Genomic DNA, 12,904 nt, shown 5'->3' on the forward strand with positions numbered 1-12,904 from the left:
GCGAGTCCTCTACAGATTTGCCCCCCGGCCGGGGTCCGGCAACGCCGGAAGCAGTGCGTCGGGGGTGATGGGCAGGGCGCGGGGCCGCACTCCGGCCGCGTCATGGACGGCGTTCGCCACCGCCGCCGCGGCGCCGACGATGCCGATCTCGCCGATCCCCTTCGCCCCCATCGGGTTGAGGTGCGGGTCCTCCTCCTCGACCCAGTACGCCTGCACGTCCGGTACATCCCGCGAGACGGCGACGTGGTAGGCGGCGAGGTCCCGTTCGGCGTGGTCCCCGAAGACCGGGTCCATCGTGCTGCCCTCCATCAGCGCCATCGACACGCCCATGGTCATGGCTCCGATGAACTGGGAGCGCGCCGTACGGGGGTTGAGGATACGGCCCGCGGCGAACACGCCGAGCATCCGGCGGACCCTCGTCTCGCCGGTGTCCCGGTCGACCTGGACCTCGGCGAACTGCGCCCCGAACGACCGCCGTGCGTAGGCCTCCGAGAGCGCTGCCACCTCGTCCCTGGTGTCCACCGACACCTTCCACCCGGCCTCGGGCAGCGGGCCGGGGTGCTCGGCCAGATGGCTCGCGAGGGCGCGGGCCGCCTTGTGCACGGCCCAGCCCCAGGACGCGGTGCCCACGGAGCCGCCCGCGACCGGTGCCTTGGGGAGATCGCTGTTGCCGATGTCCATCCGGATCCGGTCGGGCGGCAGGCCCAGTACGCCGGCGGCGATCTGGGCGAGGACCGTCCGCGCACCGGTGCCGATGTCGGTGGCGTTCACCTCGATCCGTACGTCCCCCGAGGTCTCCGCGTGCGCCGCGGCGTACGACGGGACGACGTCGGCCGGATACGTCGACGCGGCCATGCCGGTTCCGATCAGCAGGCGGCCCCGGGCGTGGGTACCGGGGCGCCGGGGACCGCCGTCCCAGCCGAAGCGACGGGCCCCCTCGCGCAGGCACTCCGTCAGATGACGGCTGCTGAACGGCCGCCCCGAGTCCGGATCGGCGTCCGGCTCGTTGCGCAGCCGCAGTTCGACGGGGTCGACACCGCAGGCGAGGGCGAGTTCGTCCATGGCCGACTCCAGGGCGAACATCCCGGAGCACTCACCGGGTGCGCGCATCCAGGACGGCGCGGGCACATCCAGGCGGGCGATGCGGTGGGACGTACGGCTGTTCGGGTGGGCGTACATCGACCGCGTCGGGGTTGCCGCATGCTCCAGGAAGTCCCCCACCGTGGAGACATAGGTGTCCACCTCATGGGCCAGGGCCCGGATCCGCCCGTCGGCCGCCGCGCCGAGCCGTACCCGCTGCTCCGTGGCGGCCCGGTGGCCCACCACGGCAGCCATCCGTGCCCGGGGCAGCGCGAGCGTCACCGGGCGGCCCGTTCGCATCGCCGCCATGACCGCGAGGACGACATGGGGCCGGGGTGTGCCCTTGGCACCGAAGCCACCGCCGACGTGCTCGGCGACCACGGTGATCCGGTTCCGGTCCAGGCCGAACAGCGTGGAGAGCGCCTGGCGGACGGCGCCCGCCCCCTGACTGGAGTCGTACACGCGGAGTCTGCCGCCCGCCCACACCGCGGTCGCGGCATGCGGCTCCATGGGGTGGTTGTGCAGTGCGGGAATCCGGTAGACGGCGTCGATCCGCACGTCCGCCGCGGCGTAGGCGCCGTCGAAGTCGCCCCACGCGCGGCTGCCCGTGGACCGGTCGTCCGCCCTGCCGGGGGCGTGCTCGCCGCTGTCGCCGTCGCCCGGTTCGAGCAGCACCGCATGGGGCTCGGGCGCGTAGTCCATCCGTACGGCCGCGGCGGCCGCCTGGGCGGCCTCCAGGGTCTCCGCCACGGCCAGGGCCACGAACTGGCCACGGTGCGCCACGTGCGCGGACTGCAGTACGGCGAGGGTGGCCTCGCCGGAGTCGGCCAGACGCGGGGCGTTCTCATGGGTGAGGACGGTCAGCGCACCCGGTTCGGCGAGGGCCCGCGCACAGTCGACGCCGGTGATCCGGCCCTTGGCGATCGTGGCGGGGACGGGGCAGGCGTACACCCTGCCGTCGGGGAAGTGCTCGGCCGCGTACCGGGCGGCGCCGGTCACCTTGTCACGGCCCTCGATACGGGGGACCGGCTCGCCCGGACCGCTCGGGGCGTTCATCGCGCGTCCTCCGGCGCCCGGCCGGCGGCGAACCCCCCGGACGCGAGGTCGGTCAGGGCCCGGACGGCGAGATTCCGGACCAGCGGGACCTTGAAGGCGTTCTGGGGCAGTGGCTCGGCGGCGGCCAGTTCCGCCTCGACGGCACCGGCGAACGACCGCTCCGTGGCCTCCGCGCCCTGCAGCCGCTCCTCGGCGACCCGCGCCCGCCACGGCTTGGGGGCCACCGCGCCGAAGGCGAGCCGCACCCGGCGGACCGTCCCCTCGCGCACCTCCAGCGCGGCGGCCACCGAGGCGAGAGCGAAGGCGTACGAGGCGCGGTCACGGGCCTTGCGGTAGAGCGAGTGCACCGCCTCGGGCACGGGCCCGATCTCGATATGCGTGATGAGGTCGCCGGGCAGCAGCACGGTGTCCCGCTCCGGGTGCTCGCCGGGCAGCCGGTGCAGCTCGGTGACGGGTACGGTCCGCGGGCCCGACACCCCGTGCACCAGTACGTCCGCGTCGAGGGCCGCGAGGGCGACGGCCATGTCCGAGGGGTTCGTCGCGATGCAGTGCGGTGATGCTCCGAGAATCGCGAGATCCCGGTGCACACCGGGCGGTCGGGCCGGGCAACCCGAGCCCGGCACCCGCTTGTTGCACGGCTTGCCGACGTCCTGGAAGTACAGGCAGCGGGTGCGCTGGAGCAGATTGCCGCCGACGGTCGCGGCATTGCGCAACTGCCCGGAGGCACCGGCGAGCACGGACTGGGAGAGCAGCGGGCAGCGGGCGACGACCTCGGGGTCGGCGGCCAGATCGCTGTTGCGTACCGCCGCGCCGATGCGCAGCCCGCCGGAGGCGGTCGGCTCGATGGTGTCGTGGGGGAGCCCGGTCACATCCACCAGCAGGCCGGGGGACTCCACTCCGAGCTTCATCAGATCGACGAGATTGGCCCGCGTCCCGGCCGGTACGGTCTCCCGCGACGTCCCCGACCGCCCGGACGATGGTCTGGTACGCCCCGCAGCGGCAGAGGTTGCCGCTCATCCGCTCCCGGATCTCCTCGTCGCCGGGCGGTACGGGCTCCCCGGTGCGGTGCCCGGGCCCGGTCACGGCGCTCGGCCACCCCGACGCCATCTCCCGCAGCGCGCCGATGGCCGAGCAGATCTGGCCCGGGGTGCAGTAACCGCACTGGAAGGCGTCGCGGTCCAGGAACGCCTCCTGCAGCGGATGGAGCCGACCGCCGGAGGAGAGCCCCTCGACGGTGGTGATCTCGGCGCCGTCGTGCGCCACGGCCGGCAGCAGGCAGCTGTTCATCCGTCTGCCGTTCACCAGCACCGTGCAGGCGCCGCACTGCCCGTGGTCGCAGCCCTTCTTCGTTCCCGTGAGGCCCATCCGCTCCCGCAGGGCGTCCAGGAGGGTGGTGCGGTGGTCGACCACCAGCTCGCGCGCTTCGCCGTTGACGTGCAGGGTCACCGCCGACGCGTAGTCCGTCCCTGCCATGAGCCGCTCCTTCGCCTCCCGTGGGTCACTGTGCGCGCGGGGATGTGCGGGTGCGCGTCCAGTCCCGCAACTGGTGCACCGTCCAGGTGTTGATGACCCGCTCCTCGGGAACACCGCACTCCGCCGCGCGGGCACACCCGTGGATCTGCCAGTCGAGCTGTCCCGGAGCGTGGGCGTCGGTGTCGATGGCGAAGAACACCCCCGCCTCCACGGCCTGGCGCAAGAGCCGGCGGGGCGGATCCATCCGCTCCGGCCGGCAGTTGATCTCCACGGCCGTCCCCGATGTCTCACACGCCGCGAACACCTTCTCGGCCTCGAACTGCGACTCGGGCCGGCCACGCCCCGACAGCAACCGGCCCGTGCAGTGCCCCAGCACATCGACGAGCGGATTGCGCACCGCCCGGACCATTCGCCGGGTCATCTCCGCGGACCGCATCCGCAGCTTGGAGTGGACCGAGGCCACGACCACGTCCACCCGGTCGAGCAGCTCCTCCTCCTGGTCCAGGGAACCGTCGAGGAGGATGTCGCACTCGATACCGGTCAGCAGCCGGAACGGCGCCACCTCCGCATTCACCTCCGCCACCACCTCCAGCTGCTCGCGCAGCCGGCCGGCCGACAGCCCCCGCGCCACCGTCAGCCGCGGCGAATGGTCGGTCAGCGCCGCCCAGTCGTGGCCGAGGGCCGCCGCCGTACGCGCCATCACATCGATCGGGCTGCCCCCGTCCGACCAGTCCGAATGGACATGGCAGTCCCCGCGCAGCGCCGCGCGCAGCTCCTGGCCGCCGGCCGCCTGCGGCTCGTCCGCCTCGGACTCCAGCCGCACCAGATAAGCGGGGATCCGGTCCTCGAGCGACTCCCGTACGACCTGGGACGTCTTCGGCCCGAGCCCCTTCAGGGACTCCAGCGTGCCCGCGGCCGTCCGGCGCTCGACCTCCGCCGGTGGCAGCTCCGCCAGGGTGGCCGCGGCCGTACGGAAGGCACGCACCCGGTAGGTGGGGGCCTGGGCGCGCTCCAGCAGGAACGCGATCCGCTCCAAGGCCGCCACCGGATCCACAGCCCGCTCCTTCCTCACCAGGCCGCACCGGCCACCTGTCGGCGGTACGGGCCACCCGGCGGCCGTACTGTCCACCGTGACGCAATCCCCCGGCCCGCGCTCGCCGAGCGGGCAGGCGTCCTCGGGCGCCTCCGGTGGACACGGGGCGCCTACCGTGGACAGTGCAGGGGTGAGCGGCCCCGGGACGGAGGCGACCATGCGGCAGACGGCACTCATCGTCATCGACATGATCAACACCTATGAGCACGAGGACGCCGATCTCCTCATCCCCTCCGTCCGCGCGGCCCTGCCCGCCATGAGCGGCCTCATCGCCCGCGCCCGCGACGAAGACGTGCCCGTCATCTATGTCAACGACAACTTCGGACGGTGGCGCTCCCACCACGACGAGATCCTCGACGTGGCCCTGCGGGGCTCGCACGCCGATCTCGTCGAGCCGGTCCGGCCCGACGACCGCTCGCTCTTCGTGGTGAAGGCACGGCACTCGATCTTCTACCAGACACCGCTGGAGTATCTGCTCTCCCAACAGGGCATCAGCCGCATCGTCCTCTCCGGACAGGTCACCGAGCAGTGCGTGCTGTACTCCGCCCTGGACGCGCACATCCGGCATCTGACCGTCGCCGTCGCCGATGACGCGGTCGCCCCTATCCACCACGATCTCGCAGAGGCCGCGCTGCGCATGATGGAGCGCAATATGGGCGCCGAGCTATGCCGCGCCGAGAAGGTCGAATTCTGACGCTCCGTCGGATCATTCAGTGCTTGGCGCGGCTGGGCTGCACCCGCTTGGGTTCCCCCGCGACCTTGGGATGCTCCGGGGGATAGGGCAGGTCACCGAGTCCGTGCTCCCGCTCGTCCCGGGCGGCCGACTCCAGCGCGGACTCCAGCCGGAACGCGTGGTCGTCCATGTCCGCGTGCACATCCCCGAGATCGGCGTAGCGCACCGGCATCGACGCCAGGTCGAAATCCTGCGGCCGGGCCTCGAGCAGCTCACCCCACCGCAGCGGCGCCGAGACCGGGGCATGGGGATAGGGGCGTACGGAGTAGGCGCTCGCGATGGTCCGGTCCCGGGCGGTCTGGTTGTAGTCGACGAAGACCTTCGCGCCGCGCTCCTCCTTCCACCACTTCGTCGTGATCCGTTCCGGAGCACGCCGCTCCAGCTCCCGCGCGACCGCGATGGCGGCCCGGCGTACCTGGGGGAAGGTCCACAGCGGCTCGATCGGAACGAACACGTGCACCCCGCGCCCGCCCGAGGTCTTCGGCCACCCCCGCAGGCCCAGGCCGGCCAGCACCTCACGCAGCTCCAGGGCGGCGCGTACGGCGTCGTCGTAGTCCGTCCCCGGCTGCGGGTCGAGATCGATCCGCAGCTCGTCGGGGTGTTCGGTGTCATTCCGCCGGACCGGCCAGGGATGGAAGGTCAGACAGCCCAGGTTCGCCGCCCACACCACGGCGGCGGGCTCGGTGGGGCAGATCTCGTCCGCGTGCCGCCCGCTGGGAAAGGAGATCCTCCCGGTCGGGATCCACTCCGGCAGGTTCTTGGGGGCCCGCTTCTGGAAGAACGACTCGCCCTCTACGCCCTCCGGGTGGCGCTGCAGCGTCGTCGGCCGGTCCCGAAGGGCCCGCAGGATGCCGTCGCCGACCGCCAGGTAGTAGCGGGCGAGGTCGAGCTTGGTGAACCCCCGCTCGGGGAAATACACCTTCTCGGGGTTGGACAGCCGCACCGACCGCCCGCCCACCGTGAGCTCCACCGTCTCTCCCATAGGGCCACGCTAGGCCGTGGTGCGCCGTGCCGCCTCCCGGCGGGCGCGCGGCCGGGAGCGGGACCACAATCAGGATCATGGACCTTCCGGTGATGCCCCCCGTGAAGCCGATGCTGGCCAAGTCCGCGGCCACGATCCCTCCCGGCATGCGGTACGAGGCGAAGTGGGACGGCTTCCGGGCCATCGTCTTCCGGGACGGCGACGAGATCGAGATCGGCAGCCGTTCGGGTAAACCGCTCACCCGCTACTTCCCCGAGCTGGTCACCGCTCTGCGCACCCATCTGCCACCCCGCTGTGTCATCGACGGCGAGATCGTCATCGCCCGGGGCGGCCGCCTCGACTTCGACGCGCTCCTCGAACGCATCCACCCCGCCGACTCCCGCGTACGGCTCCTCGCCGAGACCACGCCGGCCGGCTTCGTCGCCTTCGACCTGCTCGCCCTGGGCGATGCGTCCCTCATGGACACACCACTGCGCGAGCGCCGGGACGCGCTCACCGCGGCGCTCGCGGACGCCACCGACCCGGTCTTCACCGCCCCCGCCACCGACGACCTCGCCGTCGCCGAGCAGTGGTTCCGGCGCTACGAAGGGGCAGGCCTGGACGGGGTCGTCGCCAAGCACCCCGACCTCGGCTACCGTCCGGGCGAACGCGTCATGGTCAAGGTCAAGCACGAGCGGACCGCCGACTGCGTCGTGGCCGGTCTCCGGCTCCACAAAACCGGCCCCGTCGTGGGCTCCCTGCTCCTCGGCCTCCACGACGCCGAGGGGCGTCTCCAGCACGTCGGCGTCTGCGCCTCGTTCCCCATGCGCCGCAGAGAGCAGCTCATGACCGAGCTGGAGCCCCTGCGCATGCCCTCGCTCGAAGGCCACCCCTGGGCGGACTGGGTGAGCGAGGAAGCGCACGCCCAGAGCCGTATGCCCGGTGCCCCCAGCCGCTGGACCGGCACGAAGGACCTGTCCTGGGTGCCGCTGCGCCCGGAGCGGGTGGTCGAGGTGGCGTACGACCACATGCAGGGCGACCGCTTCCGCCACACGGCACAGTTCCGCCGCTGGCGACCGGACCGGGAGCCGGGCGAGTGCACCTACGCCCAGCTCGAGGAGCCCGTCCGCTACGACCTCGGCGAGGTCCTGGGCGCCTAGGGCGTGTTTCGAAAGTCCCGCCTGGCCCGCGACGCCTGGCACGCACGCTCGCTGCGTTGTCGGGCTCGTCCGAGTACGCCCAGTACGAGGACGACCTCCCCCAGCCTCCGGCCGGGGGTACCCCCACCGCCTTGCGATCGCACGCACCAGCCGCCGCGACCCCGCCCTTCGGGCGGACGGCGCTACTTTCGAAACACGCCCTAGAACAGCTCCGCGGCTCCTGTCTGGACCCGCGGCGGGGACTGAGCGATGCTGGAGACGAAAGGCCCCCGTAAAGGCGTTGTGATCGTGCAGTTCGAGGTGACTGGCCCGCGCCGCTCACGAATCAGCGAGGCCCAGCGATGAGCGAGAACATGATGGGCGACGACGTCTATCAGCCGGACGGATCCGAGGTGCAGGACGACGCCGGTCTGCTCGAACCCGAGGACACGCTCGACGACCGGGGGCTGGAGGAGGTCCTCGACGAGGGGTACTCGCCGCCGGAGAGACCCTGGGGCGTGGAGAGCTTGGGCACGACGGCGGGGGAGCAGCACGACGGCGAGCCCCTGGAGGAGCGGCTCGCCCATGAAACGCCGGACGTCCAGGTGCCGGACGGGGACGGTCTCGGGGATCTGCCGGACGGCGACGGCGAGTTGTGGGACGAGGAAGTCGGAGAGCGGCGTGCGGGCCGGCTCGTGGCTCCGGACGAGGGCGCCCACCCGGACGACGAGAAGGACATGGTCGCCAGCGACATCGGTATCGACGGCGCGGCGGCGTCGGCCGAGGAAGCCGCCGTGCACATCGTCCCCGAGACCGGGGAATGGTCCGAACAAGGCTGACGGCACGTACAGGGTCGCCGGGCCGCGTAGCGGGGCCCTCACCGCACGCCTTCCCGCACCCCTCCCGCGCCTCCCGGCGCCGGCCGGTGCGTTCGCGGCGAGCCACCCGGCCCAGCCGCGCCGCCGCAGGTCACCACCGCTGTACGGGAGCGCCGCGGACCGTCCGGCCGACGCGCGGGATCCGGCGCCGCGCGGTACCCTCGGCCACCGCACCGACCGTGACGGCTCCACCGGAGCCCCATTGAGCGCCCTGTTCCACGCCTGCGTATCTACAGATCGAAAGGCGGCGGCTCACATCGTGAGAATGTGGGCGGAACGCAGCACCACTGGGGTTTCAGGAGCACGCTTACGAGTGGAGGCCATGGCGGACGGCCATGGACCCTTCGCCACCATCCCTGGAGTTGAGCATGGACACGTTGGCACAGATCGGCGTCACCGGCCTCGCGGTGATGGGCCGTAACCTGGCCCGGAACTTCGCCCGGCACGGTCACACCGTCGCCGTCCACAACCGCACCGCGGCCAGGACCCGGTCCCTCGTCGAGGAGTTCGGCCACGAGGGGACCTTCATCCCGTCCGAGACCGCCGAAGGCTTCGTCGCCTCCCTCGAACGGCCCCGGCGGCTGGTCATCATGGTGAAGGCGGGCGCCCCGACCGACGCCGTGATCGAGGAGTTCGCGCCGCTGCTGGAGCCGGGTGACATGATCATCGACGGCGGCAACGCGCACTTCGAGGACACCCGCCGCCGCGAAGCCGCCCTCCGCGAGCAGGGCATCCACTTCGTCGGCACCGGCATCTCCGGAGGCGAGGAAGGCGCGCTGCACGGCCCCAGCATCATGCCCGGCGGATCCACCGAATCGTACGAGGCGCTGGGCCCCCTGCTGGAGGACATCGCGGCCAAGGCCGACGACGGAACCCCCTGCTGCACCCACATCGGCCCCGACGGCGCCGGTCACTTCGTGAAGATGGTCCACAACGGCATCGAGTACGCCGACATGCAGCTCATCGCCGAGGCCTACGATCTGCTGCGCCGCGTCGCCGGATACGAGCCCGGCCGGATCGCCGAGACCTTCCGCACCTGGAACACCGGCCGCCTCGACTCCTACCTCATCGAGATCACCGCCGAGATCCTCGCCCACACCGACGCCGCCACCGGCCGCCCGTTCGTGGACGTGGTCGCCGACCAGGCCGAGCAGAAGGGCACCGGCCGCTGGACCGTACAGACGGCCCTCGACCTGGGCGTCCCGGTCTCGGGCATCGCCGAGGCGGTCTTCGCCCGGTCCGTCTCCGGCCACGCCGAGCTGCGCCGGGCCGCCCGCGGCCTGCCGGGCCCGGCGGGGAAGGCCCTGGGCGGCGACGAGGCCGAACGCTTCGCCGATCAGGTGGAACAGGCGCTGTACGCCTCGAAGGTCGTGTCGTACGCGCAGGGCTGGAACATGATCAGTGCCGCGGGCGAGGAGTACGGCTGGAACATCGACCTCGGCGCGGTGGCCGCGATCTGGCGCGGCGGCTGCATCATCCGGGCCGCGTTCCTGGACCGTATCCGCGAAGCCTTCGCCGCGGACCCCCACCTGCCCACGCTGCTGGCCGACAAGGAGTTCGCCGAGGAGGTCGGCAACGCGCAGGAGGCATGGCGCGCGGTGGTCGCCACCGCCGCGGGCCAGGGCGTCCCCACGCCCGGCTTCTCCGCGGCTCTGTCCTACTACGACGCCCTGCGCGCCGACCGGCTCCCGGCCGCGCTGACCCAGGGCCAGCGGGACTACTTCGGCGCCCACACCTACCGGCGCGTCGACGGGGAAGGCAGCTTCCACACGCGCTGGGGGGCGGACCGCAGCGAAGCGCCCGCCTGACGCGCGGTCCCCGCTCTCAGCGTGCCCCGTCCGCCAGGGTGTTCCAGAGCGTCAGCTCATAGCTCTGCAGAAGGCGTCCGTACCGGTCGTACCGGTGCGCCGCACCCGTCGTACGGCCGGCGTCCAGGCCGGTCCGTACGGCGGCCGGGGCCATCAATGAGCAGGTGCTCTACGCCCGTATGGGGAACGTGGTGGAGAGCCCCCTGAGGTGACGGCCGGTCAAACGCCGTACGCGGTGACGCCGCGGGTTGTCCGGACCCTGGTCGTTTGCCGGTGAGGGCGCCGGGCACACGAAACGTCAGCCGAAGAAACCGATGGAGAGGGGAGTGCCCCCTTATGAGCACCGACAACAAGGCGAAGGCCAGGACCGAAAGGGTCAGGGGGAAGGTCGAGGAGGCCGCGGGCCGGGTGCTCGGCAGCGAACGGCTGATCGCCGAGGGCCGTGCGAAGCAGTCGAAGGGCGATATGCGTGAGGCGGGGGAGAAGGCGAAGGATGCCTTCAGGCGCTGACTCCGGGCGCCGGGCACCGCGCTCGCCACGTCCCACGCACGCGCACAACACCGAAGAGGGGGTCCTCCACCGTCCGGTGGAGGACCCCCTCAAGGGTGGGTACGGCCCTGCGCACCGACGGGCCGCAGACGTCACCCCCGGCCTCACTCGAGTTCGGTGAGGATCGTCTCCAGGAAGCGGACCGTGGCAGCCGGGGGTTCCGCCTCCGCGCAGAGCCGGTCCATGACGGAGAGGTAGTTGTCCACGTCCTCCTGCTTGTCCAGATACAGAGCGCTGGTCAGCTGCTCCAGATAGACCACATCGGGAAGGTCCGGCTCGATGAAGCGCAGGATGGTCACCGGTCCGCCCGCCGCGGCGACACCGCCGAGGCTGAACGGCGCGACCTGGACGGTCACATGGGGCAGCCGGGCCGCTTCGATGAGATGCCGGAGCTGTTCGCGCATCACGTCCGGGCCGCCGAGCCCGCGGCGCAGCGCCGCTTCGTCGAGCACCGCCCAGAGCCGCGGCGGGTCCTCCCTGCCGAGCAGCTGCTGACGCGTCATCCGCAGGCTGACCCGCCGCTCGACTTCCCGGACGGAGGCCCGCGGGTGCCCCAGCTTGGTGACCGCGCGGGCGTACTCCTCGGTCTGCAGCAGCCCGGGGACGAACTGGCTCTCGTAGGTGCGAATGACCGACGCGGCCTCCTCGAGGCCGATGTGGGTCTCGAACCAGCTCGGCAGGACGTCCGAATACTGGTGCCACCAGCCGGGAGCGGTGGCCTGTCGCGCGAGCGTCAGGAAGTCCTCACGCTCCGCGGTGTCGGTGATGCCGTACAGGGTGAGCAGGTCGGTCACGTCCCGCTCTTTGAATCCCACCCGGCCCAACTCCAGCCGGCTGATCTTCGCGTGGGAGCCGCGGATGGCCTCGGCGGCGGCCTGTGTGCTGACGCCCCGGGCTTCCCGCAGCTTGCGGAGCTGGGTGCCGAGCACGATGCGCAGGGCGGTGGGCCCTCCGTGCGGATGCGCGAGATAGCGCCTTATCGACGGCTCGCGGCTCGGCTGGGCGGCGGTCATGCTGACTCCCCTGAGTGCATAGGTGAGTGCTCAGTGTTCCATCGGCGGGGGCGTCGCGTACAGCAGGGCAGCGGGTCCCCCGGCGGGCAGGGCTCAGATTCCGCCGACCATGTCGTCGAAGTCGCCGTCCTTCGCTCCGAAGAGGAACATCGCGATCTCCTCCCGGGTGTAGATCAGCGCAGGCCCGGAGGGGTCCCGGGAGTTCCGCAGGGCGATCTCGCCGCCGGGCAGCCGGGCGAGTTCGACGCAGTTCCCACTGGGGTTGCTGTACGTGCTCTTCTGCCACACCGCGCCGTGGAGCTCCGCGGCCGATATGCCGTTCTCGAACTGGTGCACTGTGCCTCTTTCTCGCCCGGGGCGGTCGTGCCTGCCGTGGGATGAACTCAAGCCGCCCGCGCGTGCAATTGCAAGTGTTCTTGCAGACGTACTTGCAGAGGATGCCCCGACGTGGGAATAGTGGTCACCCGACACGGGGCTCCGGCAACTCTCCGTGTGTCGGACGTGCCGGAAGGCGGGAGCGATGGACGCGACGCGGGTGAGGGAGTGGAGAGCCGTCAGAAGGATGCCCGGACCAGCCGACTCACCGGTCGTCGGAGACCTCGCGCTGGACACGGAACGCGGCGACGTCGGCATTGTCATGGACGTGCAGGGCTCCCGGGTGTTCCTCAGGCGCCCGGAGGGCGGCCGTGAGTGGGAGGCCCCGCCGGAGGACGTACGCCCGGTCCCCGCCCCGAACGGGCGGCGCCGGCCGAAGGCCGGAGCGGGCGCGGCGTCGAGGAGGGTGCTGTGACTGTCTCGACGGCGCACAGCACCGGAGGTTGGTCAGTGGTCCGCGAGCCCGCGCCCGAGGCACCGTCAGCGGTCTTCGAGATGGAGTGCACCACCTGCTGTCACTCCTCCGGAGCCACCGAGGACCCGCAGGCCGCTCAGGCGTGGGCGGTCCGGCATGCCACCGCATCCCCGGCCCACACCGGGTTCCGGGAGATTGTCCACCGCTTCTGGAGAGCCCTCCCCGCGGACCGGGGGGTGGGGGAGGGGTAGGCCGTGTTCCGGGCGGCTTTCGTGGTCCACGACTGCCGCCCGGAACACGGCCTCGGCACTCTCGGCCGTCCGGCCCGTCT

The 12,904-nt window shown here is 72.0% G+C and carries 13 protein-coding genes and 2 pseudogenes; 7 read left to right on the top strand and 8 right to left on the bottom strand.

The window, feature by feature from the left end; genetic code table 11:
• Positions 1–9: 9 nt before the first annotated feature.
• From ACTWQE_RS08760 to ACTWQE_RS08775, 4 genes and pseudogenes are all read right to left on the bottom strand, one after another.
• On the bottom strand, positions 10–2,136 hold the full coding sequence (locus ACTWQE_RS08760; RefSeq protein WP_443328261.1) for a xanthine dehydrogenase family protein molybdopterin-binding subunit: 2,127 nt from the start codon (positions 2,134–2,136) through the stop codon (positions 10–12).
• Positions 2,133–3,071, bottom strand: a pseudogene (locus ACTWQE_RS08765) (FAD binding domain-containing protein); the annotation flags it as partial. The pseudogene ACTWQE_RS08765 and the gene ACTWQE_RS08760, both read right to left, overlap by 4 nt.
• A gap of 16 nt (positions 3,072–3,087) precedes the next feature.
• Positions 3,088–3,609 (bottom strand): annotated as a pseudogene (locus ACTWQE_RS08770) ((2Fe-2S)-binding protein); the annotation flags it as partial.
• A gap of 25 nt (positions 3,610–3,634) precedes the next feature.
• The gene (locus ACTWQE_RS08775) at positions 3,635–4,663 is read right to left on the bottom strand and encodes a PHP domain-containing protein (protein WP_443328262.1); all 1,029 of its coding nucleotides are present in this window, start codon (positions 4,661–4,663) and stop codon (positions 3,635–3,637) included.
• Between the two features lie 196 nt (positions 4,664–4,859).
• Here ACTWQE_RS08775 and ACTWQE_RS08780 point away from each other — a divergent pair, with 196 nt between their 5' ends.
• Entirely contained in the window at positions 4,860–5,396 is a 537-nt protein-coding gene (locus ACTWQE_RS08780) for a cysteine hydrolase family protein (protein WP_443328263.1), read from the top strand.
• Between the two features lie 16 nt (positions 5,397–5,412).
• Here ACTWQE_RS08780 and ligD read toward each other — a convergent pair whose 3' ends face one another.
• Positions 5,413–6,417 carry a non-homologous end-joining DNA ligase gene (gene ligD / locus ACTWQE_RS08785; protein WP_443328264.1) on the bottom strand — a complete coding sequence of 335 codons (1,005 nt, stop codon included), beginning with the start codon at positions 6,415–6,417 and terminating at the stop codon, positions 5,413–5,415.
• A 77-nt stretch (positions 6,418–6,494) separates the two neighbouring features.
• Here ligD and ACTWQE_RS08790 point away from each other — a divergent pair, with 77 nt between their 5' ends.
• From ACTWQE_RS08790 to gndA, 3 genes are all read left to right on the top strand, one after another.
• A complete protein-coding gene (locus ACTWQE_RS08790) occupies positions 6,495–7,556 on the top strand; it encodes an ATP-dependent DNA ligase (protein WP_443328265.1) in 1,062 nt (353 codons plus the stop codon).
• A 341-nt stretch (positions 7,557–7,897) separates the two neighbouring features.
• Positions 7,898–8,374: a DUF5709 domain-containing protein gene (locus ACTWQE_RS08795; protein WP_443328266.1), complete on the top strand. Its 477-nt coding sequence runs from the start codon at positions 7,898–7,900 to the stop codon at positions 8,372–8,374.
• A gap of 407 nt (positions 8,375–8,781) precedes the next feature.
• Positions 8,782–10,221 (top strand): NADP-dependent phosphogluconate dehydrogenase, encoded by a 1,440-nt coding sequence (gene gndA, locus ACTWQE_RS08800; RefSeq protein ID WP_443328267.1) that lies wholly within the window; start codon positions 8,782–8,784, stop codon positions 10,219–10,221.
• A gap of 16 nt (positions 10,222–10,237) precedes the next feature.
• Here the strand turns inward: gndA and ACTWQE_RS08805 are convergent, their stop codons facing one another.
• The gene (locus tag ACTWQE_RS08805; RefSeq protein ID WP_443328268.1) at positions 10,238–10,375 is read right to left on the bottom strand and encodes a hypothetical protein; all 138 of its coding nucleotides are present in this window, start codon (positions 10,373–10,375) and stop codon (positions 10,238–10,240) included.
• Between the two features lie 182 nt (positions 10,376–10,557).
• Between ACTWQE_RS08805 and ACTWQE_RS08810 the strand changes: the two genes are divergently transcribed.
• The gene (locus tag ACTWQE_RS08810) at positions 10,558–10,731 is read left to right on the top strand and encodes a CsbD family protein (RefSeq protein WP_443328269.1); all 174 of its coding nucleotides are present in this window, start codon (positions 10,558–10,560) and stop codon (positions 10,729–10,731) included.
• Between the two features lie 143 nt (positions 10,732–10,874).
• Here the strand turns inward: ACTWQE_RS08810 and ACTWQE_RS08815 are convergent, their stop codons facing one another.
• Together ACTWQE_RS08815 and ACTWQE_RS08820 are read right to left on the bottom strand one after the other, a co-directional pair.
• The gene (locus ACTWQE_RS08815; protein WP_443328270.1) at positions 10,875–11,783 is read right to left on the bottom strand and encodes a helix-turn-helix domain-containing protein; all 909 of its coding nucleotides are present in this window, start codon (positions 11,781–11,783) and stop codon (positions 10,875–10,877) included.
• Between the two features lie 93 nt (positions 11,784–11,876).
• On the bottom strand, positions 11,877–12,119 hold the full coding sequence (locus ACTWQE_RS08820; protein WP_443328271.1) for a DUF397 domain-containing protein: 243 nt from the start codon (positions 12,117–12,119) through the stop codon (positions 11,877–11,879).
• Positions 12,120–12,345: 226 nt separating this feature from the next.
• Between ACTWQE_RS08820 and ACTWQE_RS08825 the strand changes: the two genes are divergently transcribed.
• Both ACTWQE_RS08825 and ACTWQE_RS08830 read left to right on the top strand, forming a co-directional pair.
• Positions 12,346–12,573, top strand: a complete 228-nt coding sequence (locus tag ACTWQE_RS08825) for a hypothetical protein (protein WP_443328272.1) — start codon at positions 12,346–12,348, stop codon at positions 12,571–12,573.
• Positions 12,570–12,824, top strand: a complete 255-nt coding sequence (locus tag ACTWQE_RS08830) for a DUF7848 domain-containing protein (protein ID WP_443328273.1) — start codon at positions 12,570–12,572, stop codon at positions 12,822–12,824. Before ACTWQE_RS08825 ends, ACTWQE_RS08830 begins: the two co-directional genes overlap by 4 nt.
• Positions 12,825–12,904 lie beyond the last annotated feature (80 nt).

Source organism: Streptomyces sp. 8N706 (genome assembly GCF_052245415.1).
Classification (GTDB): Bacteria; Actinomycetota; Actinomycetes; order Streptomycetales; family Streptomycetaceae; genus Streptomyces.